This window comes from Sphingomonas sp. CD22 (genome assembly GCF_034556155.1).
GTDB lineage: Bacteria > Pseudomonadota > Alphaproteobacteria > Sphingomonadales > Sphingomonadaceae > Sphingomonas.
This window is the reverse complement of record NZ_JAYDYX010000006.1, coordinates 195,630-219,791: the sequence shown is the minus strand read 5'-3', so window position 1 is coordinate 219,791 and position 24,162 is coordinate 195,630. Positions and strand designations below refer to the sequence as shown.

Annotated in this window: 26 protein-coding genes and 1 riboswitch; of the genes, 6 read left to right on the top strand and 20 right to left on the bottom strand. The window is 72.2% G+C overall.

The genetic code is table 11. The features are described 5' to 3' along the window. Positions 1-194 precede the first annotated feature (194 nt). From SFC76_RS13545 to SFC76_RS13535, 3 genes are all read left to right on the top strand, one after another. Entirely contained in the window at positions 195-2,639 is a 2,445-nt protein-coding gene (locus SFC76_RS13545) for a TonB-dependent receptor (protein ID WP_322849954.1), read from the top strand. 78 nt (positions 2,640-2,717) lie between these two features. Beyond that, complete coding sequence (locus tag SFC76_RS13540) at positions 2,718-3,035, top strand: 2Fe-2S iron-sulfur cluster-binding protein (protein WP_322849953.1); 318 nt, start codon at positions 2,718-2,720, stop codon at positions 3,033-3,035. 40 nt (positions 3,036-3,075) lie between these two features. Continuing rightward, entirely contained in the window at positions 3,076-3,444 is a 369-nt protein-coding gene (locus tag SFC76_RS13535; protein WP_322849952.1) for a hypothetical protein, read from the top strand. A gap of 16 nt (positions 3,445-3,460) precedes the next feature. Here SFC76_RS13535 and SFC76_RS13530 read toward each other — a convergent pair whose 3' ends face one another. The 5 genes from SFC76_RS13530 to SFC76_RS13510 all read right to left on the bottom strand — a co-directional run bounded on the left by SFC76_RS13530 (position 3,461) and on the right by SFC76_RS13510 (position 8,355). Next, positions 3,461-3,859, bottom strand: coding sequence for a hypothetical protein (locus tag SFC76_RS13530; RefSeq protein ID WP_322849951.1), 399 nt, complete (start codon positions 3,857-3,859; stop codon positions 3,461-3,463). A gap of 98 nt (positions 3,860-3,957) precedes the next feature. After that, positions 3,958-4,659 (bottom strand): hypothetical protein, encoded by a 702-nt coding sequence (locus SFC76_RS13525; RefSeq protein WP_322849950.1) that lies wholly within the window; start codon positions 4,657-4,659, stop codon positions 3,958-3,960. A gap of 14 nt (positions 4,660-4,673) precedes the next feature. Then, complete coding sequence (locus SFC76_RS13520; RefSeq protein ID WP_322849949.1) at positions 4,674-7,232, bottom strand: TcfC E-set like domain-containing protein; 2,559 nt, start codon at positions 7,230-7,232, stop codon at positions 4,674-4,676. Positions 7,233-7,244: 12 nt separating this feature from the next. Beyond that, a complete protein-coding gene (locus SFC76_RS13515; RefSeq protein WP_322849948.1) occupies positions 7,245-7,730 on the bottom strand; it encodes a hypothetical protein in 486 nt (161 codons plus the stop codon). 19 nt (positions 7,731-7,749) lie between these two features. Continuing rightward, a complete protein-coding gene (locus SFC76_RS13510; protein ID WP_322849947.1) occupies positions 7,750-8,355 on the bottom strand; it encodes a hypothetical protein in 606 nt (201 codons plus the stop codon). Positions 8,356-8,664: 309 nt separating this feature from the next. On the opposite strand from SFC76_RS13510, the gene SFC76_RS13505 reads away from it, so the two are divergent. After that, entirely contained in the window at positions 8,665-8,850 is a 186-nt protein-coding gene (locus SFC76_RS13505; RefSeq protein WP_322849946.1) for a hypothetical protein, read from the top strand. A gap of 219 nt (positions 8,851-9,069) precedes the next feature. Here the strand turns inward: SFC76_RS13505 and SFC76_RS13500 are convergent, their stop codons facing one another. From SFC76_RS13500 to SFC76_RS13490, 3 genes are read right to left on the bottom strand one after another with little or no spacing between them, the layout of a single operon-like run. Continuing rightward, on the bottom strand, positions 9,070-9,480 hold the full coding sequence (locus tag SFC76_RS13500; RefSeq protein WP_322849945.1) for a DUF1636 domain-containing protein: 411 nt from the start codon (positions 9,478-9,480) through the stop codon (positions 9,070-9,072). Then, complete coding sequence (locus SFC76_RS13495; protein ID WP_322849944.1) at positions 9,477-10,199, bottom strand: CbtA family protein; 723 nt, start codon at positions 10,197-10,199, stop codon at positions 9,477-9,479. Before SFC76_RS13495 ends, SFC76_RS13500 begins: the two co-directional genes overlap by 4 nt. 22 nt (positions 10,200-10,221) lie before the next feature. Further along, complete coding sequence (locus tag SFC76_RS13490; RefSeq protein ID WP_322849943.1) at positions 10,222-10,446, bottom strand: CbtB domain-containing protein; 225 nt, start codon at positions 10,444-10,446, stop codon at positions 10,222-10,224. Between the two features lie 53 nt (positions 10,447-10,499). Continuing rightward, positions 10,500-10,571, bottom strand: a riboswitch (cobalamin riboswitch). A gap of 71 nt (positions 10,572-10,642) precedes the next feature. On the opposite strand from SFC76_RS13490, the gene SFC76_RS13485 reads away from it, so the two are divergent. Further along, the gene (locus SFC76_RS13485; RefSeq protein WP_322849942.1) at positions 10,643-11,191 is read left to right on the top strand and encodes a histidine phosphatase family protein; all 549 of its coding nucleotides are present in this window, start codon (positions 10,643-10,645) and stop codon (positions 11,189-11,191) included. Positions 11,192-11,195: 4 nt separating this feature from the next. On the opposite strand, the gene bluB is transcribed toward SFC76_RS13485, so the two are convergent. Genes bluB through cbiE form a run of 7 tightly spaced genes read right to left on the bottom strand, consistent with a single transcriptional unit; the run spans position 11,196 to position 16,973 of the window. Continuing rightward, positions 11,196-11,837 carry a 5,6-dimethylbenzimidazole synthase gene (bluB, locus tag SFC76_RS13480; protein WP_322849941.1) on the bottom strand — a complete coding sequence of 214 codons (642 nt, stop codon included), beginning with the start codon at positions 11,835-11,837 and terminating at the stop codon, positions 11,196-11,198. After that, on the bottom strand, positions 11,834-12,589 hold the full coding sequence (gene cobF / locus SFC76_RS13475) for a precorrin-6A synthase (deacetylating) (RefSeq protein WP_322849940.1): 756 nt from the start codon (positions 12,587-12,589) through the stop codon (positions 11,834-11,836). Before cobF ends, bluB begins: the two co-directional genes overlap by 4 nt. Continuing rightward, positions 12,586-13,308 (bottom strand): uroporphyrinogen-III C-methyltransferase, encoded by a 723-nt coding sequence (cobA, locus tag SFC76_RS13470; RefSeq protein ID WP_322849939.1) that lies wholly within the window; start codon positions 13,306-13,308, stop codon positions 12,586-12,588. The genes cobF and cobA overlap by 4 nt, the downstream gene beginning before the upstream one ends. Continuing rightward, positions 13,305-14,624: a cobyrinate a,c-diamide synthase gene (locus SFC76_RS13465; RefSeq protein ID WP_322849938.1), complete on the bottom strand. Its 1,320-nt coding sequence runs from the start codon at positions 14,622-14,624 to the stop codon at positions 13,305-13,307. The genes cobA and SFC76_RS13465 overlap by 4 nt, the downstream gene beginning before the upstream one ends. Continuing rightward, entirely contained in the window at positions 14,621-15,409 is a 789-nt protein-coding gene (gene cobM / locus SFC76_RS13460; RefSeq protein WP_322849937.1) for a precorrin-4 C(11)-methyltransferase, read from the bottom strand. The genes SFC76_RS13465 and cobM overlap by 4 nt, the downstream gene beginning before the upstream one ends. Further along, complete coding sequence (locus tag SFC76_RS13455) at positions 15,406-15,774, bottom strand: cobalamin biosynthesis protein (protein ID WP_322850047.1); 369 nt, start codon at positions 15,772-15,774, stop codon at positions 15,406-15,408. The genes cobM and SFC76_RS13455 overlap by 4 nt, the downstream gene beginning before the upstream one ends. Continuing rightward, positions 15,771-16,973, bottom strand: a complete 1,203-nt coding sequence (cbiE, locus tag SFC76_RS13450; RefSeq protein WP_322849936.1) for a precorrin-6y C5,15-methyltransferase (decarboxylating) subunit CbiE — start codon at positions 16,971-16,973, stop codon at positions 15,771-15,773. Before cbiE ends, SFC76_RS13455 begins: the two co-directional genes overlap by 4 nt. Here cbiE and SFC76_RS13445 point away from each other — a divergent pair. After that, positions 16,972-17,718, top strand: a complete 747-nt coding sequence (locus SFC76_RS13445) for a cobalt-precorrin-6A reductase (protein ID WP_322849935.1) — start codon at positions 16,972-16,974, stop codon at positions 17,716-17,718. The genes cbiE and SFC76_RS13445 overlap by 2 nt on opposite strands. Here SFC76_RS13445 and cobJ read toward each other — a convergent pair. Genes cobJ through cobN form a run of 5 tightly spaced genes read right to left on the bottom strand, consistent with a single transcriptional unit; the run spans position 17,697 to position 24,153 of the window. Beyond that, a complete protein-coding gene (gene cobJ / locus SFC76_RS13440; protein WP_322849934.1) occupies positions 17,697-18,449 on the bottom strand; it encodes a precorrin-3B C(17)-methyltransferase in 753 nt (250 codons plus the stop codon). The genes SFC76_RS13445 and cobJ overlap by 22 nt on opposite strands. Beyond that, positions 18,446-19,171 carry a precorrin-2 C(20)-methyltransferase gene (cobI, locus tag SFC76_RS13435; protein WP_322849933.1) on the bottom strand — a complete coding sequence of 242 codons (726 nt, stop codon included), beginning with the start codon at positions 19,169-19,171 and terminating at the stop codon, positions 18,446-18,448. Before cobI ends, cobJ begins: the two co-directional genes overlap by 4 nt. After that, positions 19,168-19,797, bottom strand: coding sequence for a precorrin-8X methylmutase (locus SFC76_RS13430; protein ID WP_322849932.1), 630 nt, complete (start codon positions 19,795-19,797; stop codon positions 19,168-19,170). The genes cobI and SFC76_RS13430 overlap by 4 nt, the downstream gene beginning before the upstream one ends. After that, on the bottom strand, positions 19,787-20,905 hold the full coding sequence (locus tag SFC76_RS13425) for a cobalamin biosynthesis protein CobG (RefSeq protein WP_322849931.1): 1,119 nt from the start codon (positions 20,903-20,905) through the stop codon (positions 19,787-19,789). The genes SFC76_RS13430 and SFC76_RS13425 overlap by 11 nt, the downstream gene beginning before the upstream one ends. Next, a complete protein-coding gene (cobN, locus tag SFC76_RS13420; protein WP_322849930.1) occupies positions 20,902-24,153 on the bottom strand; it encodes a cobaltochelatase subunit CobN in 3,252 nt (1,083 codons plus the stop codon). The genes SFC76_RS13425 and cobN overlap by 4 nt, the downstream gene beginning before the upstream one ends. Positions 24,154-24,162 lie beyond the last annotated feature (9 nt).

Sequence of the window (24,162 nt, the reverse complement as noted above, 5' to 3'; positions counted from 1 at the left end):
ATCGCGCCTGGGGCGGGCGCGGCATTCGCCGTTTGACGTAGGCGGGCGCCGCTCATTCGCCGCTTACGTCAAACACCCCATGTCGGTTCGCCGCCAATGTCCACAGTCTGCTGCACGAGCGAACGGCCCCATCGAGGCGCTGACGCGGACCGGCGCTTCGCGGAAGGGCGTGTTTTTGTGACAAGGGGGCATTGATGGCAGTACGTTTCTCTCGCGCAGGCTTATTGTGCGCGACCGCGCTGATCGGCGTCGCCGGCGCACCCGCGCTGGCGCAGGAGGCGCCCGCGCAATCCACCGGTGCCGGTGCGGATGCCGACCCGTCGCTCGCCTCCGACGCCAACGACATCGTCGTCACCGGCAGCCGGCGGCGCACGACGCTGCAGGATGCGCCGATCAACATCAGCGCGGTGTCCGCCGAGACCATCCAGTCGCAGCGGCTCGACGACATCCGCTCGCTCGCCGCCTTCACCCCCGGCGTCACCGTCGCCGACACCGGGCCGGCATCGACCGGCAACATCATCCTGCGCGGCATCGCCTCGGGCGACACCAGCGTCACCGGCGCGAACAGCGGCAATGCGGTCGGCGTCTATCTCGGCGAGGTGCCGCTCTACCTCGACTTCAAGCTGATCGACGTCGGCCGGGTCGAGGTGTTGCAGGGGCCGCAGGGCACGCTCTACGGGCTCGGCACGCTCGCCGGTGCGGTACGCTACATCCCAAACCGCCCCGAAACAGACCGAATCACGATCGACGCCCACGGCCGCGGCTATGCCCAGTCCCACTCCGACACCCTCGGCGCGATCGGCGACGTCGCGATCAACGTGCCGATCGTCAAGGATCATATCGCCTTCCGCACCGCCACCGGCTATTACGACAATGCCGGCTTCATCGATTACAATTACCTGCTGCGGCAGCCCGGCGTCTCCGACCCGCAGCCGGGTCGCGCGACGGCGGCCTCGACCGGTTCGCTAGGCGACAACGCCGATTACGGCGCGAACTTCACGCGCAAGAAGGACGTGAACTACGAACACACCTTCACCACGCGCAACCAGTTGCTGCTGGAGGTCAATCCCGACATCAAGGCCTATCTCACCTACGCGCACCAGACGACCAAGACGGGGGGACGGCAGGCCAATGGCGCCGGCGTGCTCGGCACCGGCGATTACGAAGGTCCGTGGCGCTATCTCGAGCCCGTGGACCGCCGCGCCGATCTTTTCGCCGCCGAATTCAACATCAATCTCGCCAGCATCGCACAATTGGTCAGCACCACCGCTTATACCAAGCAGCATATCACCACCACCGACGACAATACCGATCTGCTGCTCGACCTCAATTACGGCTATGAGGCATTCCCGGAATTTTCCTCCTACGCCAACAATGAGCAGCGTTATAAGCAGCTCAACCAGGAGGTCCGCCTGGTGTCCACGCATGGCGGGCCGTTCAACTGGGTGATCGGCGGCTTCTACAACCGGCTGCGCTTCTCCAGCACCCGCAACGAATATACGCCCGGCTTTGCCGCCTTCGCCGGCATCAACCGGCCGGACGACCTGGAATATATCTCGTTGGTCAACAGCAAGACGACCGAGAAGGCGGCCTATGGTGAAGGCACGCTGCATCTGACCCAGGCGTGGCAGGTCACGGGCGGTATCCGCTACTTCAAATATGACGCGAGCGTGGAGGGCGGATCGGACACGCCGCTGTTCGGTGGCGGCCTGACGCGCATGCCCTATCCGTCGACCACGATCGCCGCGAGCCGCATCCGTACCGGCGATACCGCCAAGGACGGCGTGGTGTGGAAGGCCAACACCTCGTACAAATTCAGTGATAATCTGCTCGCCTATTTCACCTATTCGACCGGCTATCGCGTCGGCGGCGTCAACCGCGTCGTTCCCTGCATCCAGCCGCTGCCCGCCGGCCAGAACCTCTGTGCGCTGCCCAACGAACTGATCTACGGACCGGACCGGACGCGCAACAAGGAGATCGGCCTGCGCGCCAGCCTGTTCGACAAGAAGCTCCAGTTCACCGTCGACGGCTATGAGATCAACTGGACGGGGGTCCAGGTGCCCAGCCAGACGGTGAACGGTGCGATCGGCATCACCGTCAACGGGGCGGATGCGGTATCCCGCGGCTTCGACGTCCAGGCGACGGTGAGACCGGTCCGCAATCTCTCGCTGATCGGCACCTATTCCTACGTCGATGCGCATCTGACGCAGGACGTCACCGGCCTCGTCGTCAGCCAGGGGATACGCTACGACGCGTTCGCCGGCGATCGCCTGCCCGGATCGGCGAAGAATTCGGGTAGCGCGCAGGTCATCTATGCCTACCCGCTCGGCAGCGGGAACCGGGTCGAGGCGAATTGGGCGACCATCTATCGCGGCGAGATCTATTCGCGGGTCGGGTTGCAAGGGAACGGCGAGGCGATCCCCGGCTATGTGACGCACAGCGCGGCGCTGAACTACATCACCAACCGGTTCCAGATCGGCCTGTTCGCCGACAATATCTTCGACAAATATGCGGTGACGGCGATCGGCAACGACATTTCGTCGTACAATCAGGTCCGGACCGACGTGGTCGAGCGCTATTATTCGCGCGGCGTGCTGACGCCGCGGCGCGTCGGCGTCGAATTCCGCATCCATTATTGAGCCGTGCCCGGGACCGGTATCGCCGCTCGGAGCGGCGATACCTGCCCGCCTGCGGTTTCCGTTATCCACAAGGACGATATGACCCAATTGTTCGTGACGACGCGCGAGGGCGACCTGCGCACCTTGGATGCCACCCCCGGACTGTCGGTGATGGAGGTCATCCGCGACGGCGGGATCGACGAATTGCTGGCGCTGTGCGGCGGCTGCCTGTCCTGCGCGACCTGCCACGTGGTCGTCGATCCCGCCGATGCCGGGCGTCTGTTGCCGATCAGCAGCGAAGAGGCCGACCTGCTCGACGGTCTCGATCACCGCGCGCCGACCTCGCGGCTGGCGTGCCAGATCCCGTTCGACGACGCGCTGGATGGCTTGCGGGTGACGGTCGCGCCCGACGCATAGCGATGGACGACATGGTGCCGTGCCGATACCCTCCAAACGCATGTCGCTCCGTCTCTCGTCCCTGATCGCCACCGCGCTCGCCGGTTGCTCGCAGACCGCGGCGGTCGAGGGGCCGGTGGGGCTCGGCCAGACCGCGCTGGTCGGCGGGCCGCGGGTGCGGCCCGATCATGTGGTCGAGGACAGCCGCTGCCCGGTCGGCACCCGCTGCGTCTGGGAAGGCCGGGTGGTGGTGCGCGCCACCGTCTCGGGCGGCGATTGGTCGAAGCCCGTCGACCTGATCCTGGGCGTACCGGTCATCGTCGCCGACGGCAAGCTGACGCTCACCAGGGTGACGCCGGCGCGCAGGGCCGGCCAATCGGCGAAAACGGTGCCGTCGCGCTTCACCTTCGCGTTTCAGGGCGGGCTGTAGCGCGGCCAGCCCGGCGTCACAGGCCGAGCCGTAGCCCCAGGGCGTAATAATGCGGTCCGGCATTGCCTTTCAGGCTGATCGCCGGCAGCAACGGCACCGCCACCGTGCCATAAGGACGCAGGTCGTTGCCGACCCGAACGCCGGCGCCGACCGTTGCAATCAGGGGAACGGCATAGGTCGCCTCGACCCGGCCATAGGGCTTGACCGCATCGTCGTCGCCGCGATCGACGAGCGCGCCGACCATCGGCGTCAAGCGGAAGCCGGCCGCGCCGAAGCCGTAGCCGGCGCCGAGTTCGCCGCCCCAACGGCCATCCGCCCGCGCGCCGTTCGCCTCCAGCACGATCTGCGCCGATGCCGGCGCTGCACCGGCGAGCGCGGCTGCGATCGCAACGCCGATCAATGGGATTCTGCTCATACGCTTTCCACGGGCTCGCCGGATCGGCGGCGTCGCGGGCGCCCTACGCACCGGCGGCAGCCGGCACAACCGACGATGATCCCCGTCGATGCCGGCGATCAATAGGTCACCGCCTTCACCACCAAGCCGGTCTTGATCTTGTAGGCGACGGAGCGGGTGGGATCGATCGGTTGCGACCAGGTCGCGCCGGCGTAGAGGCGCTTGGCGGGGAGCGGGTGGCAGTCGTCGCCGGCGGCGGTGCATTGCCGGCCATCGTAGAGTTCGACGCTGGTGCTGCCGGTGTTGGTCAGGGCGAGCGTCGCGCCGTCGCGGCGGGTGGCGACCTCGCCGGTCATCACCGCGGGGCGGACGATGACCAGCATGTCGTAGCCGACCAGGACCTTGAGCGCCGACCCCGCGGCCGAGACGTCGCCTGCTACCGGTTTGACCGTCACGCGATAGACGCGATCGCGCGCGCCGCGCGGCGCCACCGCGGCGATGCGGATCAGCTTGCGCTCGCCCGGCTCCAGAATCATCTTCTGCGGCGTCACCAGCAGGCCGCTTTCGGCCGGATCGGCGCTGGCGACGCGGCGTTCCGTCGGGGTGCCGGGATCGACGATGCTCGCGGGTTCGGCGATGACGTACATGCGCTCCGTCCCCGTGTTCCACGCCTCGACGTCGGTGCGCGGCGGCCCGGCGGGCGTGAGGTCGACGACGACCTGACTGAGGACGAGATTGGCCGCGGCGGGCTGGGCGCCCAGCCCGATGGCGGCGACGGCGGCGGCGGTCGCGATGCTCCGCCGCATCCAGGTCATGGTCATGATCCTCTCCTTCTTCATGGCCGCAGGTCGGCGATCTGGTTGACGAACGAAGCACCGACGCAATCGAGCGTCCCGAGCGCCGCATAACCGTCCGGCGTCGGCGACGCGCGGACCGGCAATTGGCAGGACCGGCCGTCGGGCGCCTGGATCTTCAGCACGGCGTTGCGGATCGTCTCGATCTGGAAATAGCCCGCGGCATCGGTGTCGCCGATCGCGCCGGCGGCGTGGATCGTCGCATTGGCGACCGGCGTGCCGTCGTGCCACAGCAGCCGCCCGAACATCGCGACCACGTGCCGGGTCTTCCATTCGAGCCGCGCGACGGTCCCGGGATAGACGCTCACCTTGCGCGTGCCGCCATCCAGATGCATCAATTCCTCGCCGGTCGAGCGCAGGCGCACCGCATATTGGCGATAGGCCGGCACCGACACCGCCAGCGTCTCGCCGAGGCGGACCGTGCCGCGTGCGCCATTGTCGACCAGCACCTCGAACGGCGCCCCGGCGGCGCCCTTGCGCCGGGGCTCGCCATCCTCCTGCACCGAGACGACGATGATCGCATCGTTGCGATCGCGGCCTTGCAGGACGAGCGCGCGACGCGTTGCCGCCGCGGTCGTCTGGAAGCCGAGGCTGTATTGGGTCGCGCCGTTGCTGCCCGCGAGCGGCTGCGCGACATCGGCATAGAGCGCAGCGGCGGCGGTGCGCAGGTCGGCGTGGCCGCGCGCCAGCGTGCCGCCGACCTCCCGCTCCACCCCGCCCGACAGCGCCAGTTCGCCGCCGAGCACGCGATCGCGCTGCCATGCCCCGGCGATGCCGCCGACCGCCGAGACGCCCTTCTGCGTGCCGCCGACATCGCTGGCGCGCAGCCCGGCGCTGGCGCTCCAGGCGGCGGTGCCGCGCACCCGCTGGAGGCTAATGCCGATGAACGCCGCGCGCCCCTGGTTGGTGATCGTCGCATCGCCGCGCACCGTCACCTGCAACCCGCCGCGCTGGATCAGCGGTACGGTGAGGCTCGGCCCCAGGCCATAAGAGGCGCGGGTGCCGCGATCCCTGCGGTAGAAACCCGATATCGCGAACTGGCCGCGCGGCAGTGCGTAGTTGAGCGTGCCGTTGACCTGGGTGAAGCCGCCGGTCGACATCCGCGCCGCCGGATCGGCGCGCAGGAGCAACGCGGTCGCGACGCTGTCGCCGAGCGGGATCAACGGCCGCGCGCCCGGGCTCCACACCCGCCGCAGATCGACCGCATAATTGAGCCGCGCCGTGCCCGACGACGTGGCCTGGACCAGCATGCCGAATTGGCCATGGAGCGAGGCGAGCCCGGCGGCGCGCCATTGCGCGGCATGACCGAGCCAATAGCCGCCCAGTTCGAGCAGCGCGTTGCGATCGGTGCCGAGCACGGTCGCGTCGAGCGCGAGCTGCGGCGTCAGCCGGCGCGCGACGCCCGCTTCGTAGAAGGGCGTGCGCGAGGTCGCGATGAAGGTGCCGACGCGATCGTTGGCGAGCAGCCCGGCATAAGCGAAGACGATGGGGTCGCCGATCGCCGCGATCGCGGCGTTCTTGGTGAAGAAGCGTCGCTCGTCGCGCACCGCGCCACCGGCCTCGGTGACGTGCAGCACCAATTCGTAGGCGCCGTCGGGCAGGCTGGAGGTGTCGAGCGCCTGATTGCCCGCGTCATAGGTCCGCGAGGTCAGCAGGCGGCCGTCGCGCAGCACGTCGACGCGCGCGCGCGCCGCCAGCGAGACGACGAGCGGGCTGCCCGCGATCAGCGTGCGATCGAGCCGGGTGTCGAGCTGGCTCTGCATGCCGACCCCGACGATCCGCCGCCGGCCGGTAAGGTCGATGCCCGGCGTCCATTGCACGCCCGCCGCATAGCGATAGCCCGGCGTGTCGAGTTCGGCCGCCAGCGTATCGGCGAGCAGGCCGTAGCGCGACGAATAGGACATTTCGCTGCGCAGGCGGGCATGGCCGTAGCCGAGGATGGCGCGGTTGAGCAGCGTATAGTCGACATAGCCGCCGCTCCCCGCGACGGTGCCGCCGATCTGGTCGACCAGCGACAGGCGTGCCTCCGGCGGCGGCAGATAGCGGCGCTCGCTCGCCGGATGCACCGCGAGCAGCCGGGGATGGAAGAAGAGGTCGATCCGGAACCGGGCCGCGTCGAAGATCACGCCGGCATCGGCGGGCATCAGCGTCCGGCAGCTCGCCGGATCGGCATCGGGCGGGCAGACCAGCTCGGGGTGCGCATCGACCTCCGGCGCGGCGAGCGCCGCGCGTGCGGTGGCGACGTCGATCAGATCGGGGACCAAGGCGAGCAACGCGTCGAGGTTTAGGAAGGTGACCCGGCCCGAACCGTAGCGCAGCCGCGTCTGGCCGATCGCCCGGCCGCCGACGAAGACGTCGACCATCGCCTCCTGCGGCTTGAGCAATTGGTCGAAACCCGCCGGCGCGCCGACGCGCAGCTGCGGCGCATCCGACGGTCGATCCGCATGCGCGCCGTCCGACCAGCAGAGCGCCGCCGCCGCGGCCAGCGCCAGCCGCCAGCCCCTGGCGGGGCGGCACCGGGAAACGGAAGCGCCGGACATACCGTCGCGCCGCTATTCGGCCGCGATCAGCAGCGTCAGCGTGCCCGTATAGGGACCCGCCGTCGCCTTGCTCAGCTCGCTCGACCGCAACACGATGATCAGGCTGGCGCTGTCGTTGCCGAGCACGCAGCCGAGGTTGAGACCGAGGCCGGTCGTCGCCAGTCCGGTGGTCGCGATCCCGGAAGTCAATGCGGTGCCCGTCGCCCGGCCCGCCGTGCCGCTCCATTGCACCTCATAGGCCATCGGCGCCCCGGCGCCGGCGAGCGTGAAGGCGCGATTGGTGCCGCTGCCGGTCGCGACGATATTGTAGCGGCCGAGCACGCCGGACGAGGAGACGCACACGTCCTTGCTGCTGCTGATGTCCGCATCGACCCCGACCGTGCCGAAAGCGAAGTCGGCGAGCCGGGTGAGCTGGATCTGCTGCGCCGCGGCCGGCGTGGCGCCGGCGAGCGCGGCGACCAGCATCATGCCGCCGGGCAGGACGCGCGGACATCCCATGGCCACGCTCCCGCTTCCGTCAGAGCGGGTTGACGAGCAGCGTCAGCGTGCCTGTGTAGGTGGTCAGCGACGGCATCGCCTGCAATTGCGACTGCGCGATGGTGACGATCAGGCTCGACGTCGAGCTCGGCGTGGTCGCGCAGGTCGGCACCGCGGCGGTCGAGACGAAATTGCCCGACACGGTCGACGCGACCAGCGCGGTGCCCGAAGTCTGGCCGGAGCTCTGATTCCATTGCACGGCATAGGACACCGGCGTCAGCGCGCCCGAGGCGAGCGTGAACGCGCCGCCGGTGCCGCTGCCCGTCGCGGTGATCGTATAGCCCTTGGTGGCGGTGTTGCTCCAGACGCAGTTGTTCTGGGCGCTCTGCGCGGGTCCGTTGGGTTCGGCATTGGCGAAGCTGATGTCGGTGAGGCCGGTGATCTGCACCCGGCTCGGCACCGAGACGGTGATCTGGACGCTGCCCGTCGACGTCGCGCCGAGCGCGCCGTTCGTCGCCGCCGCAGCCGGCGTCGCGGCCAGCGCGGTGAGGCCAAGCAACGCGACCGCGCGGCCCGGCAGGAACTTTCCGAAAGCGATGATGTTCTGCTTCATGTTGCGCCACCCAAGTTGACCAGCGATATTCATGCCGGTGAATGTGCCGCGGGAGCGATCGATTGCTCGGATCGTCCGAATAGTTCGGCGTTAATCGGCTAATCTCATGGCGCCGTTAACAATGGGTGTAGCATTTTAACCACTATGATGTGGGTATAAGACGATTAGAACCGGAATTGTTCTATATCCCAGCAACAATTATCTACCTTATACAATATAGTGGGTTGAACGGTCGCATCGGGGTGGATCAGCCGAACCGCCGCATCGGGAACCTCATGGTCGCTGCGGAATTGTGCGGACGGTGCGCGGGCGAACGCGCCGCGCCATCGACCTGAGGACATTATGAATCGTATCAAGCTGGGCCTGTTCGGGGCCGCCCGTCCGTCGAGCGTTTCGGCCGATCTGCAAGCGCCGAGCGACGCGCGCAGCATCGAAGCGCAGGATCGCCTCGCCGGCCTGACCCCGGTCGAAATCGCCGCCGCAGAGGCCATGTCGCGTAGCGACGGCGTCGCGCTTGCCGCGCGCTGACGTGGGGGTGGTTTAGGACCGGTCGACCTTCGACCAAAGTCCTCCCCCGCCAGGGGGAGGTGGCATGCCGCAGGCATGACGGAGGGGGAGGTAAGCGACACCTCGGTTCCGTATCCTCCCCCTCCGTCACGGCTTCGCCGCGCCACCTCCCCCTGGCGGGGGAGGACTTTCTTTAAACTTCGCCTGTCGATCCGGCCGATTGTTCGACGGCCGGAGCGTTCACTCGACGAGGAAGCCCTCGGGCGGCGTGCGGGTGATGAAATGGCCCTTAACGCCCGCCGGCCATTGTTTGAACGGAACCTGCCCGGTGTCGCTGGCGGCGTAGAGCGCGGCATAGTCGAGGATGGCGCGTGCCGCGTCCGCGTCGGGGGTGAAGCGGCCGAGGACATAGCCGACCTTGCCGGGCGCGCGCAGATGGACGGTGCAGAAATCGGCGCAGGCGAACAGACACGGCATCTCCTGCACCGCGACGCCGGCGAGCGCGGGATCGGCGGCGCGCGCCGCACGCAGCGCGTCGACGAGCAGCGCGCCCCCGCGGCGGCCCTCGCCATCCTCGCGCGCATCCGCGGTGAGGCGGCAGGTGCTGCACGCGACCACGGCGGGTCCGGCGGCGACGGGGGTGAGCTTCATCGGGCGATCCGGCGTTGCTCGTCCATCACCGTTCGTTCCGCGGCGCGTCCGAACAGATCGGCGGCGACCAGCCAGAACAGCGCCTGCGTACCGATCGCGGCGAGGCGGAACTGCCAGAGCAGCGTCGCCGGGAAGCGTGCCGGCACCTCGTCGATCACCGGCAGCAGCAGCTGTACAAGCGCCACCGCACCGGCATAGACGCCGACCGCGATCAGCAGCCGGTCGAGCGCGGCGACGCGGCCGGCGAGCCGGCGATAGCTCCACAGGCCCAGGGTCGCCGCGGCCACCGACAGCGCGAGCATCGCGAAATAGGCGGCGGTGCGGAGCCGCACCGTCTCGTGGAGCCCGACCGCGGGCGGGGTAGGCGGATATTTGATCGCCGGCACCAGCACGATCACGACGAAGGCGGCGATCGCGAGCAGCAGCGCGAGGCTGCGCGGCCCGACCCGCGCGACCCGGCCGTACAGGCCCGCGAAGATGATCGCGAGCAGCCCGCCGAGCGCGGTGCCGTACAGGCTCATCGCGGTATAGAGGCCCCAGGTCTTCTGCGTCGCGCGGCTGACCAGTTCCTCGTCCGCCGCCATCGCATGGACGGCATGATGCGCCTCCAGCGCGACCGCGGCGTCGATCTGCGGTTCGGCGAACAGCAGCGCGAAGGTGGCGGCGACCAGCGCGCCGATCAGTCCGGCGAGCATCCCCCGCCAGAGCAACGTCCTCATCATGACCGTCTACCCGTCGGCGTCAGTGACAGGGGAAGCCGAGCAGATGGCGGCCGTCGTGGACATATTCGTGGACGTACATGCCGTCGAACAGCGCGAACGCGCCCTGTTCGGTGCTGACGAAGTACAGCAGGATCAACGCGACGATCGCGGCGAACACCGCCCAGGGGGCGATGTCGGCGAGCGGGATGTGCGCGGTGCCGACGGGAAGGAAATCGTCGTCGAAGGCGGCGGTGGTGCCGGACATCAGTCAGTCTCCTGCCGGGAAAGCGCGCCCGGATGGGTGAAGGTGCCGGGCGGGGTCTGACTCTCGACAGGCTGGCGCCCGACGATCACAGTGGCGCGACCGCGCCGGATTTCCACCGGCTTCCCGCCCGGCTCCGATCCGCCATGCTGTGAACGCGGGGCGGGGATGCGTCAACCGATCAGGAGATTGCCGCCCGATGCCGACCCGCCTCGTCCTGCTCTGCGCCGGTGCCACCGCCGCGTCGCGCGCGGCGCGCTTCGCCGACTTGGCCGAGCCGCTCGACGCCGGTGGGCGCGCCAAGGTGCGGGCGCTCGATCGCGCCGGGCCGGTGGCGGAACGCTGCTGGGTCAGTCCGGCGGCGGCGGCGCGCGAGACCGCCGAACTGATCGGCCTCGCCGCCGAGGAGGCGCCGGCGCTCCGCGATATCGATGCCGGCGCTTGGACGGGCCGCCGCCTCGATTCACTTGCGCCGGAAGCGATCGCGACGTGGCTGGCGGCGCCCGAGGCGGGCGCGCCGGGCGGTGAGAGCATGGCGGGGGTGCGCGCGCGGGTCGGTCCGTGGCTCGACGCGCTGGGCGAGGGGCGGATGCTGGCGATCAGCCATGCCGCGGTGCTGCGCGCGGCGATCGCGCACGCGCTCGACGTGCCGGTGGCGGCGACGATGGCGATCGATGTCGCGCCGCTATCGGCGGTGGTGCTGTCGCGGCACGGCCGCTGGCGGTTGCAGGAGCTGCGCCGCGACTGACGGGTCAGCGGTCGATGACGCGGTCGGCGAGCGGTTCGCGCGCCTGCCAGCCGCGACGCTCCAGTTCGGGGGCGGCGGCGGGCGCCTCGGGATAGCCGATGCAGAGCAGCGCGATCAGCGTCCACTCCGCCGGCACGTCGAGCAAGGCGGTGACATACGCGGGATCGAGGATCGATACCCAGCCGAGGCCGATGCCGCGCGCGCGGGCGGCGAGCCACATCGCGTGGATCGCCATGACGGTGGAATAGCGCAGCATTTCCGGCATCGTCGCGCGGCCGAGGCCGTGGCCGGCGGCGGGCGCCTCGTCGCTGAACACCGCGAGCAATTCGGGCGCCTCGCGCAGGCCGTGCAGCTTGAGCCGGGCGTACTGCGCGCGGCGTGCGGCGTCGGGCAGCCGGTCGGCCGCCGCCGCACTGGCGGCATCGACATGCGCGGCTAGCGTCTCGCGCAGCCCGGGCGAGCGCAGCCGCACAAAGCGCCAGGGCTGGGCGTTGCCGACCGAGGGCGCCAGCGCCGCGGCGGCGAACAGCGCCTGCATCGCCTCCGCCGCGACGGGATCGCGGCGGAAATGGCGGACGTCGCGGCGCCAGTGGAGCAGCAGGTCGAGCCGGTCGCGGAACGCCGCGTCGAACTCGGGTGCGCTCACGCGGCCGTCCGGCGGAGCAGATAGGTGTCCATGATCCAGCCGTGTTCGACGCGCAGCGCCGCGCGCCGCGCGACGATCGCCGCGCCGGTGTCGGCGAGCGGGCCGGCGGCGAGCGCCTGTTGCGGCATGCCGAGATAGGCGCCCCACCAGATTGTGACGCCCGCGGGATCGAGCGTCGTGAACGCGCAATCGCCGTCCAGCATTACCGCCAGCGTATCGATACCTGCCGGCCAGCCCGCGGCGCGCAGCCGGCGGCCGGTGGTGACGAGCACCGGCGCGGCGAGCGTGTTGAGCGGGATGGCATGCGCGGCGGTCAGCGCCTGCAGGCTGGTGATGCCGGGCACCACGGTGACCGTCAGCGCCATGCCGCCGCGGCGCAGGCGCGCGGCGATCCGCAGGCTGCTGTCGTAGAGCGAGGGGTCGCCCCAGACGAGCATGGCGAGCCGGCCGCCGGCTGGCAGGTTGGTCGCGATCGCGTCGGCCCAGGCGGCGGCGATGGCGTCGTGCCAGTCGCGCACCGCACCCAGATAGGGGCCGTCCGCGGCGCGCTCGGGCAGGTCGAAGGCCACGACGCGGGTCGCGCCGGTCACCACCTCGGCGCAGAGCGCGCGGCGCAGGTCGAGGAGGTCGGCGGTGTCGGCGCGCTTGCGCGGCAACAGGATCAGGTCGGCGGCGCGCATCGCGCGTTCGGCGGCGCGGGTGAGATGATCGGGATCGCCGGTGCCGATACCGATGAGGTCGAGGTGGATCATGCCTCCTCCATCAACGGGCCGTAGAGGATCAATGCCGGTGCTTCCGACACGGTGTCACGTAGGCGGTCGGCGAGCGCGGCGATGGTGGTGCGGGTCAGCCGCTGGTCGGGGTGGCCGACGTTCTCGGCGAACAGCGCGGGCGTATGGGGAGGCAGGCCGTGCGCAGCGAGGTCTTCGGCTAACGCTGGGAAGGTGCGTTTGGGCATGTAGATTACGGTGGTTGCTTCGGGGTCGGCGAGGGCCGCCATGTTGCGTGTTTGCGGCAGCGTGCCGGTGACGTCGTGGCCGGTGACGAACTGGACGCGCCGCGCCGACAGCCGCCGGGTGAGCGGGATCGCCGCCGCCGCCGCCGCGGCGCTCGCCGCGCTGATGCCGGGGACGATCTCGAACCCGATCCCCGCCTCGCGCAAGGCGACGATCTCCTCCTCGAGTCGGCCGAAGATGCCGGGGTCGCCCGATTTGAGGCGGACGACGCGCGCGCCGGTCGCCGCATGCGTGACGAGCAGCGCCGAGACGTGGCGCTGGCTCGGCGAGGGACGGCCGGCGCGCTTGCCGACCGCGACGAGATCGGCGTCGGCGCGGACGTGGCGCAGCACCGGCCCGGCCGACAGATCGTCGAACAGCACGATGTCCGCGGTGCGCAGCCGGTCGACCGCTTTCAGCGTCAGCAACTCGGGGTCGCCCGGCCCCGAGCCGACGAAGGAGACGAAGCCGGTCATCCCACCACCGCGATCAGGTGGAAGAAGGTGCCCGACACGCGGCCCCGGTACGAACCGGTGTCGGCGAGCTCGGTCCCTTCCGCATCGGTGACCCGCGCCAATGCGGCGTCGGGCTGGTCGAGGATCGTCGAATAATGGAATTCGTGGCCGGCGAGCGTCGTCCCCGCCGGGAGCGCGGCGAGCGGCGCGTGCAGCGCGGCGCGGCGATAGCCGAGGTGCATCCGCCGCCGTTCGTAGCTGGTGACGAGGCCGAGCAGCCCGGCCATGCGGTGACGCACGCCGGCGGCGTCGATCAGCCCCTCGCCGAGCGCCATATAGCCGCCGCACTCGCCATGGACGGGCCGCGTTGCGGCGTGCGCGTGGAGCGCGGCGCGGAACCGCTCCGCCGCGGCGAGGCGACCGGCGTGCAGCTCGGGATAGCCGCCGGGCAGCCAGACCAGATCGGCGGTGGCGTCCGGCGCCTCGTCGGCGAGCGGCGAGAAGGGCAGGATCTCGGCACCGGCGGCGCGCCAGCCGTCGAGCAGATGCGGATAGGTGAAGGAGAAGGCCGCGTCGCGGGCTAGCGCGATGCGCTGCGCGGGCGGCACCAGCGGCGGCGGTGGGACCGGGCTGAGCGCGCCGGCGTCGGCGGCGGCGCGCAGCGCGGCGAGGTCGACGTGCTCCGTCAGGAACGCGGCATAAGCGGCGACGCGTGCGTCGAGATCGGGATGTTCGCCGGCCTGGACGAGGCCGAGGTGGCGTTCGGGCAATTGGAGGTCGGCACGGCGCGGCAGGCTGCCGAAGACGCGGATGCCGATCGCCTCCATCCCCACCCGGGCAAGCCGTTCGTGGCGCGGGCTGGCGACGCGGTTGAGGATCACCCCGGCGATCCGCACCGCGGGATCGAAGCGCGCGAAGCCCGCCGCGGTGGCGGCGGCGGATTGCGCCTGGCCGGATATGTCGAGCACCAGCACCACCGGCCAGCCCATCCGTGCGGCGATGTCGGCGCTGGCGCCATTGCCGGTCGCGCCGGGGCGGGCGACGCCATCGAACAGCCCCATCGACCCCTCGGCGAGCACCAGATCGGCATCGCCGGCGCGGTCGGCCAGCCCGTCGAGCATCGCCGCCGGCATCGCCCAACTGTCGAGGTTGAACGACGGGCGCCCGCTCGCGGCGCGGTGGAAGGCGGGATCGATGTAGTCGGGACCGCTCTTGAACGGCTGCACGGTCAGCCCGGCGTCGGTGAAGGCGCGGAGCAGGCCGAGCATCACCGTCGTCTTGCCGGCGCCCGAGGCGGGCGCGGCGATCATCAGGCCCGGAATGGGGCGGGGGGTCATGCCGCATCGCCTCCGGCGAAGCGCGACTCCGCCGATTGCGGGCGGAAGCGGCGATCGTAACCGGGCGCATAGAGGCTGCTTTCGGCGAACCCCTCGGCGTCGAGGACGCGGCCGACGAGGATCAGCGCGGTGCGTTCGGGGCCGCCCGCCGCCATCGCGACGATCGTCGCGAGCGTACCGCGGACGATGCGCTCGTCGGGCCAGCTCGCCCGCCAGACGATCGCCACCGGGCAGTCCGCGCCATAATGGTTCGCCAGTTCGGCGGCGACCTCGGCGAGCCGGTGGATCGACAGGTGGATGGCGAGCGTCGCACCGGTCGCGGCGAAGGCGGCGAGCGTCTCCGCCGCCGGCATCGCGCTGGCGCGGCCGGAGGTGCGGGTCAGCACGACCGACTGGGCGAGGCCGGGCAGCGTCAGTTCGGCCTCCAGCGCGGCGGCGGCGGCGGCGAAGGCGGGCACGCCGGGGGTGATCGTCACCGGGATGCCCAGCGCGCGCAGCCGGCGCAGCTGCTCGCCCATCGCCGACCAGATCGACAGGTCGCCCGAATGGAGGCGGGCGACATCCTGCCCCGCCGCATGTGCCGCGACGATCTCGGCGAGGATCTCGTCGAGCGACAGCGACGCGGTGTTCACGATCCGCGCGCCGGGCGGGCAATGGTCGAGCAGCGCGGCGGGCACCAGCGATCCGGCGTAGAGGCAGACCGGCGAGGCGGCGATGCGGTCGCGGCCGCGCAGCGTCAGCAGATCGGGTGCGCCGGGGCCGGCGCCGATGAAATGGACGGTCATGCGGGGAGTTCCTGTGGGATGGCGAGCGCGCAGGTCGCCATACGGTCTGGCGAGATGCGGCGCGATGTGAGCAGGCGCGCGCCGGGACCTGCGGCGGCGAGCGCCGCGGCCTCTGCGACGCTGCCGGTGCCGCGTGCGGCGAGGCTGGCAGGCGAGCGGGTCGGCGTGGCGATGGCGGCGAGCGTGTCGGCGGCGATGCCGACCAGCGGCAGGTCGAGCGCGTCGGCCAGCGGCCGGGCGATGCCGAGCCGGTCGGCGGGGATGGCGAGCATCGTCGCGATATGGCCCTCGCTCGCGACGACGAGCGCGGCGCGGAGCGATCCGGCGGTGGCGCCGGCGCGACAGCCGAAGCCGGCGACGATCACAAGGTCACGCTCCACTGGACCAACGGATAGCTCGCCCGCCAGCCGCGGCGGCTGCCGAGCGGCACCGCTTCGGCGAGTTCGATGCGCAGCAGATGCCCGCCGCGCCGCGCGTGCCAGCTGGCGAGCAAGGCTTCGGATTCGAGCGTCACCGCATTGGCGACCAGCCGCGTGCCGGCGGGCAGGTCGACGGACAGCTTGGCGAGCAGCGCCTCGCCGAGCCCGCCGCCGACGAACACCGCGTCCGGCGGCGGCCGGTCGGCGAGCACGGCGGGGGCGTCGCCCTCGACGACGGCGAGCCGGTCGACACCGAGCGCGGCGGCATTGATGCGCGCGCGGGCGGCGCGGGCGGGATCGCGCTCGAAGCCGATCGCCTGCGTCGAGGGGGAAGCGAGCAGCCATTCGATCGCGATCGATCCCGATCCGGTGCCGATGTCCCACAAGGTCTCGCCGGGACGCGGCGCCAGCGCGGAGAGCGTCAGCGCACGCGCGGGGCGTTTGGTGATCTGGCCGTCATGCGCGAACCAGTCGTCGGCGATGCCGGCGGTGCGCGGCAGGATCGCGCCGTCGCCGGCGAAGGCGATGCCCAATGCGACGGGATGCGCGATGTCGTCCAGCGCCAGATCCACCGCGGCCGCGTGGCGGATGCGTTCGCGCGGACCGCCGAGCGCTTCGAGGACGGCGATCCGCGACGCGCCGAAGCCCCGTTCGGTCAGATAGCGCGCGGTGGCCAGCGCCGCGTCGCCATCGCGGACCAGCACGATCGCGCGGGCGCGCGGCGCCAGATGCGCGCGCAGCCGCGTCGGCGGCGCGGCGTGGAGGCCGAGGCAGGCGGTCTCCTCCAGCCGCCAGCCGAGCCGCGCGGCGGCGAGCGCGAAGGTCGAGGGGGCGGGATGAGCGACCCACTCGCCGGGCGCGAGATGGCGGGCGAGCGTACCGCCCGCGCCGAACCAGAACGGATCGCCCGACGCCAGCATCACCACCCGCTGCCCGCGCCGCGCGAGCAACGGCGCGATGCCCGCCTCGAACGGCACCGGCCACGGTTCGGCCGGGCAGGCGAGCGGCGGCAGCAACGCGAGATGACGGCGCGCGCCGGTGACCCATTGCGCGGCGTCGAGCGCGGCGCGGCTTGCCGTCGACAGGCCCGCCGGTCCATCCTCGCCGATCCCGACGATCGTCAGCCACGGATTGCCTTCAGCCATGCCCCATCTCCTGATCCTCGGCGGGACGAGCGAGGCGAGCGCGCTCGCCGCCGCCTGCGCGGCGCACGGGGTGGCGGCGACGCTGAGCTATGCCGGGCGTACAAAGGCCCCCGCGGCGCAGCCGGTGGCGGTGCGGATCGGCGGCTTCGGCGGGGTGGCCGGGCTGACCGAGCATCTTCGCCGGGAGCGCGTCACGCATCTGGTCGACGCGACCCACCCCTTCGCCGCGCAGATGAGCGGCCATGCCGTCGCCGCCGCCGCCGCCGCGGCCGTGCCGCTGCTCGCGCTGACCCGCCCGGCCTGGGTGGCGCAGGCCGGCGACCGCTGGACGCACGTACCCGACATCGCCGGCGCTGTGGCGGCGCTCGACGGGCCGGCACGGCGGGTGATGCTCGCGCTCGGCCGGATGCACGTCGATGCCTTCGCCGCGCAGCCGCAGCACCATTATCTGCTCCGCTTCGTCGACCGGCCGGATCGTCCTCCGGCGTTGCCGCAGCACGATCTGGTCGTCGATCGTGGTCCGTTCACCCCTGCCGCCGACCGCGCGTTGATCGCGCGGCACGGGATCGACCTGGTCGTCGCCAAGAATGCCGGCGGCAGCGGCGCGGCGGCGAAGCTGGCGGCGGCGCGCGATCTCGCCTTGCCGGTGCTGCTGATCGACCGGCCGATGCTGCCCGCGCGCGCCGAGGTGCACGACGTCGCCGCGGTGTTGACGTGGCTGGGTCATGCCGAGCGCGGCGTATAGAGGATCGGCGCGCCGTCGCGCGCGATCAGCCGGGTGCGGCTCGATCCGACGATCACCATCGTGCGCATGTCGGCCATCGCACCCCGCGCCGCGGGCAGCGGCACGATGCGCAGCGCTTCCTCCGCGGTGGTGACGGCGCGGGCGAAGAGCACCGGCCGATCGTCGCGGCACGCCGCGCGCAGGATCGCGAAGGCGGCATCGAGCGTATCGGGCCGCGCGCGCGAGCGCGGATTGTAGAAGGCGATGGCGAAATCCGCCTCGGCGGCGAGCGCGATGCGGCGCGCGATCAGCGGCCAGGGCTTCAGATTGTCGGACAGGTTGATCGCGCAGAAATCATGGCCGAGCGGCGCGCCGGCGCGGGCGCTGGCGGCGAGCATCGCGGTGATGCCGGGCAGCACGCGGATGTCGAGGTCGCGCCAGTCGGGCGGCCCCGCCTCCAGCGCCTCGAACACCGCGGCCGCCATCGCGAACACGCCGGGATCGCCCGACGACACCACGACGACGCGCCCGCCCTCCGCCGCGAGCCGCAGCGCGTGGCCCGCGCGGTCGATCTCGACGCGATTGTCGCTGGCGTGCAGCCGCAGGCCCGGCCGCGGCGCGACGCGCGCGACATAAGGAATATAGCCGATCACGTCGGTCGCGCGGGTCAGCGCGTCGGTCACCTCGGGCGTGATCAGCGCCGCATCGCCCGGTCCCAGTCCCGCGATCGCCAGCCAGCCGTTGCCGCTCATGGCCGCCGCCCCTGGCCGTGGATCAGCAGGATCGCGAAATAGGGCGCGGTCACCCCCGCCGCGGCGAGCGGGGTGACGCGTTCCTCGGGCATCGCGGCATATTCGACCAGCCAGGCCGCATCGGTGCGCCCGGCGGCGGCGACCGCACGGCGCAGCTTGGCGAGGTGGCGGCCGATCTTCATCACCACCAGAGCGTCGGTATCGCGGATGCGGCGGGTCAGCTCCGCCTCGGGCAACGTCGCGGTGGCGATGGTCAGCACGTCGTCGCCCCAGGTGATCGGCCGGTCGGTCGCGGTCCACGCGCCCGACATGCCGGTGATCCCCGGCACGATCCGCACCGGCACGCGGTCGGCGAGCCGCGCATGCAGATGCATGAACGATCCGTAGAAGAACGGATCGCCCTCGCACAAGACCACCACGTCCTCGCCCGCCTCCGCCAGCGTGGCGAGATGCGCGGTGCAGTCGGCGTAGAAGGCGGCGAGGCAGTCGTTATACGCGGGGTCGGCGACGGCGATCTCGGTGGTCACCGGATAGTCCATCGCATATTCGACGACGTCGGTACGCAACAGGCCGTCGACCAGCCGGCGGGCGCGGCCCGCGCGGCCCTGTTTGCGGAAATAGGCGAGGTGGCGCGCGCCGCGCACCAGCCGGTCGGCACGCACGCTCATCAGGTCGGCGGCGCCGGGGCCGAGGCCGACGCCATGGACGGTGCCGATCGTCATTCGGCGCGGCTCGCCAGCGCGTTGACCGCGGCGACGGTGATCGCGCTGCCGCCGAGCCGGCCGGCGACGATCGCGCACGGCGCCGGCTGCTCGGCCCAGAGCGCGTCCTTCGATTCGCACGCGCCGACGAAGCCGACCGGGCAGCCGACGATCGCCGCCGGGCGCGGGCAGGCGGGGTCGGCGAGCATGTCGAGCAGGTGGAACAAGGCGGTCGGCGCGTTGCCGATCGCCACCACCGCACCGGCGAGATGCGGCCGCCACAATTCCAGCGCGGCGGCGGAGCGGGTGTTGGCCATCGCCGCGGCGAGCGCCGGCACCTGCGGATCGTGCAGCGTGCAGATCACCGGATTGTCGGCGGGCAGGCGGGCGCGGGTGATGCCCTCGCTGACCATGCGCGCGTCGCACAGGATCGGTGCGCCGCCGGCGAGCGCGGCGCGCGCCTGCGCCGCGAAGCCGGGCGAGAAGCGGATCGCGGCGGCGAGCTCGACCAGGCCCGCGGCGTGGATCATGCGCACCGCGACCGGCTCCTCCTCGGCCGGAAAGCGGGCGAGATCGGCCTCGGCACGGATGATGGCGAACGAGCGGCGATAGATTGCGGCGCCGTCGGTTTCGTAGCTATGCGACACGGAAGGGGCTTTCGAGCAGGGCGATGAGGGCGTCGGGCGACAGGCCGGCGATGGCGGCGGGATCGCCGGCACGCGCGTCAAAGGCGAGATCGAAACGGCCGTCGCGGCCGGTCGCGACGACGTCGGCGGGCGCGGCGCGGGCGCAGCCCTTGGCGCATCCCGAGACGTGCAGCCGCCCGGCGACGTGCGGCGCGAGGCGCAGCGCGAGCGCGCGCGTCGCGACGGTCGCCTGCGGGCAGGCGGGGGCGCCGACGCAGGCGTCGACGGCGAGGTCCGCGGCCGCCAAGGCGGGAAGGCCGGGGCCGGCGGGATCGAGCCCCTCGACCAGCACTGTCCGCCACGGCGTCACGCGGATGCCGGTGACGCCCGGCCGGCCGGCGAGGTCGGCGAGCGTCGCCGCGTCGATCCGGCCGAAGGGCAGGCCGATCGCGGTGCCGCAGGCGGGGCGTGGCGGGTGCGTCTCGGGTTCCCCGGGCGCGGCGACCCCCGCAGGGCTTGCCGGCAACGGTGCGACATGACGCGCCATGCGTCCCGCCGCGACGCCGCCGCTCGCGACGAACCACTCCGCCAGTGCGATCAGCGCGGTCGCTTCCTCGCCCCGTGCCAGCGCGTACCCGCCGGCGCGGCCGTCGGCGCGCAGGATCAGCCCGGTCGCGCCGCGTTCGATCCGGAAGTCGGCGGGGCTGCCGGTCAGCACCGGCGCGCGCCCCGCATCGATCGCGATGCCGATCTTGCCGGGCAGCGGCGGCAGCGCGTCGAGGCGATCGAGCAGCGCGCAGGCGATGCGATGCGTGTCGTCGCCCTCCCGCCAGTCGGGCGCGACCAGCAGCGCGCGCGCCTCGCGCACCGGATCGGGATCGACCAGTCCGGCGGCGACCAGCGCGGCGAGCGCGACCGGCCAGTCCGCCTCGCGCATTCCGCGCAGCTGGAGCGCGGCGCGGTTGGTCAGGTCGATCAGGCCGTTGCCGTGCGTGCGTGCCACCGACGCGATCGTCCGTGCCTGGGCCGGCGTCAGCCGGGCGAGCCGCGGACGGACGCGCAGGATCAGCCCGTCGCCCGCCGCCATCGGCCGCCACGCGGTCGGGCACCAGCCGCGCACGACGCTCATGCCAGCACCGCCAGAATGGCGTTGCGCCGCGTCGGCCACAGGCCGGAGCGGTGCAGCGCGGCGAAGCGCGCTTCCATCGCGGCGAGCGCGGCGGGATTGGCGGCGGCGAGGAAGGCGCGCACCTCGTCGCGGCCGAGCGTCGCATCGTAATAGAGGTCGATCAGCTCGGGCGTCACGACGCGCGCGAGATGCGCGAAGGCGCCGAGATGGTCGAGCGTCGCGGCGATCTCGGCAGCGCCGCGGAAGCCGTGGCGCATCATGCCGTCGATCCACGCCGGCTGCGTCGCCCGGCCGCGGACGACGCGCGCGATCTCCTCGCGCAGGGTGCGCGCGCGCAGCCGCGCGGGATCGCGCGCGTCGAGATGATAGAGCGCCGCCCGGCCGCCCGCGACCGCCTGCGCGGCGGCGAACCCGCCTTCGTGCGCGGCATAATCGGCGGCGAGCAGCAGGTCGCTTTCGGGCAGGTCCTGCAGATGGACGAAGGCGTCCGCGGCGGCGACGCGCGCGCGCAGGCCGGCGGCATCGGCATGGTCTTCGGCCCCGTCGAAGGCGAAGGACGATGCCGCCAGCCACGCCTCGCCCGCCACGGCACGCGCCGCGTCGGTATAGGTGTCCGCGGCGTCGCCGATGCCGAGCCCGTATCGGCCCGGCGCGGGGCCATAGACGCGCGGCGCGGCGGCACGGCCGACGAAGGGGTTCCAGTCGGCGGGCTCGTCACGCGCCGCCAATGCCCGCACCGCCTGACCGAACAGCATGCATAGCGGCGCGAACGTGTCGCGGAACAGGCCGGAAATGCGCAACGTCACATCGATCCGCGGCCGGTCGAGCATCGCCAGCGGCAGGATGTCGACCCCGGTGACGCGGTCGGAGCCCAGGTCCCAGACCGGCGCGACGCCGAGCAGGTGCAGCGCCATCGCGAATTCCTCGCCGGCGGTGCGCATCGTCGCCGATCCCCAAAGGTCGACCACCAATCCGCGCGGATAGTCGCCGTGATCCTGCAGGTGGCGGCGGATCAGTTCGTCGGCGAGCCGCTGGCCCTGCAGATGCGCCGAGCGCGACGGCACCGCACGCGGATCGACCGCGAACAGATTGCGCCCGGTCGGCAGCACGTCGGTACGGCCGCGGTGCGGCGACCCCGCCGGGCCGGCGGCGACGCGGCGGCCGGCGAGCGCGGCGAGCAGCCCGTCGCGCTCCGCCACGCCGCACGCGCCGCGGCCGAAGACGTGCAGGCCGTCGCCGAAGCGGCTGTCCTTCACGTCGCAGACGAAGGCGTCGATGCGGGTGATCGCCTCGGCGGCGGTGGTCGCACCGGCGAGATCGAGTTCGGCGGCAAGGCCGATCGCCTGCGCCTCGTCGGCGATATCGCGCTGCAACCGGTCGCGCCGCGCCGGGTCGAGCCCGTCAGCGTTGGAGAATTCGTCGAGCAGCGTTTCCAGCCGGCCCAGCCCCGCGCCGCCGTCCGCCGCGATCATCGGCGGCGGCAAATGGCCGAGCGTCACCGCGGCGGTGCGCCGCTTGGCCTGCGCCGCCTCGCCGGGATCGTTGACGATGAACGGATAGAGGATCGGCAACGGCCCGGTCAGCGCCTCCGGCCAGCAGGCGTCGGAGAGCGCCACCGCCTTGCCCGGCAGCCATTCGAGCGTGCCGTGCGCGCCGATCTGGATTGCCGCATCGCAGCCACGGGCGCGCAGCCAGAGATAGAAAGCGACATAGCCGTGGCGGGGGACGCGCGACAGGTCGTGATAGTCGTCGGCGCGGGTCGCGGGCGTGCCGCGTTCGGGCTGGAGCGCGACCAGCGTCCCGCCGCGCAGCGTCGCGGCGAAGCGGAAGGCGCCATCGGCAACCGCGGGATCATGCTCGGGTTCGCCCCAGGCGGCGGCGAGGTCGTCGCGCAGGCTCGGCGGCAGTGCAGCGAGCGCGGCGCGATAGGCGGCGACCGGCCAGCATAGCCGCTCCGCGGTCAACGCCTCGGCCAGCGGCGCGCCGGCCGCGACCGCGTGCCCGGCCGTGGCGAGGTCGGCGAGCATCGCCTCCGCCGAGGCGAGCGCGTCGAGCCCGACCGCATGCGCCATCTGATGGCTCTTGCCGGGATAGGTGGAGAGGATCAGCGCCAGCCGCCGCGCCGCCGGTGCGGTCCGGCCGAGCGAGACCCAGGCGGCGACGCGATCGGCGATCGCCGCGATGCGGGCGGGGTCGGCGCGATGCGCGCGGCGGGCGTAATCGAGATCGGGATCGCGCACCCCATCCTGCTTGCAACTGGCGATCCCGGCGAAGATGCGGCCGTCGACCTCGGGCAGGACGACGTGCATCGCGAGATCGGCGGGCGACAGGCCGCGCGCGCTCTCCGCCCAGGCGGCCTGCGTCGAGGTGGCGAGCGCGACCTGGAAGACCGGCACGTCGGCGCCGTCGAGCGGCGATTCGGCATCGTCGCGCGCCGAGAAGGCGGTGGCGTTGAGGATCGCGACGGGGGCCAGCGCCCTGACCCAGCGCGCGATCCAGCCGCGCGCGTGCGCATCCTTGAGCGACGGCGCGAACAGCGGAACGACGTCGAAGCCGCGCGCCGTCAGCGCCCCGGCGAGCGCCGCGACCGGATCGAGATCGGCGGCGAGCAGATAGGAGCGGTAGAAGGTGAGCAGCACCCGCGGCCGCGCCGCCGGCCGCATCGCGAGCGCCGCGGGGCAGGTGACGCCGTCCGCCGGGGTCCAGCCGCCGACCGGCGGAACCGCGCGCACCCCGCGCACCGGTCCCGCCGCCAGCCCCGCGGCGAGCGCGAGCTGCGCGAGGGCCGCCTGTGCCGCGACCGCGCCGCCGGTGTCGCACAAGGCTGCGAGCCGGCCGAGCGTCGAGCCCGGCACGGTCGAGGCGGCGGCCAGCGCGGCGTCCTCGCGCCCGTCGGCGGCGAGCACCGCCAGCGCGATGCCCTGCGTCCGCGCCAGCGCCTCGACCTGTTGCAGGCCGTAGGACCAATAGGAGCGGCCGCCGATCAGCCGGATCAATATCCCCTTCGCACCCGCCAGCGTGCGCTCGACATAGGTGTCGACCGACAAGGGATGCGCGAGATCGGCGAGGTTGGCGAGCCGCAGCGACGGCAGCGGCACGCCGCCGCGCGCGGCATGCCAGCCGGCGGCGAACGCGCCGAGGTCGCTGTCGGAGAAGGACAGGACGACGAGATCCGCCGGCCGCTGGCCGAGATCGCGCGGCGTCGCGGTCTCCTCCAGCCCGTGGCTCTCGCGGAAGACGACGTGCATCGTGGGTGC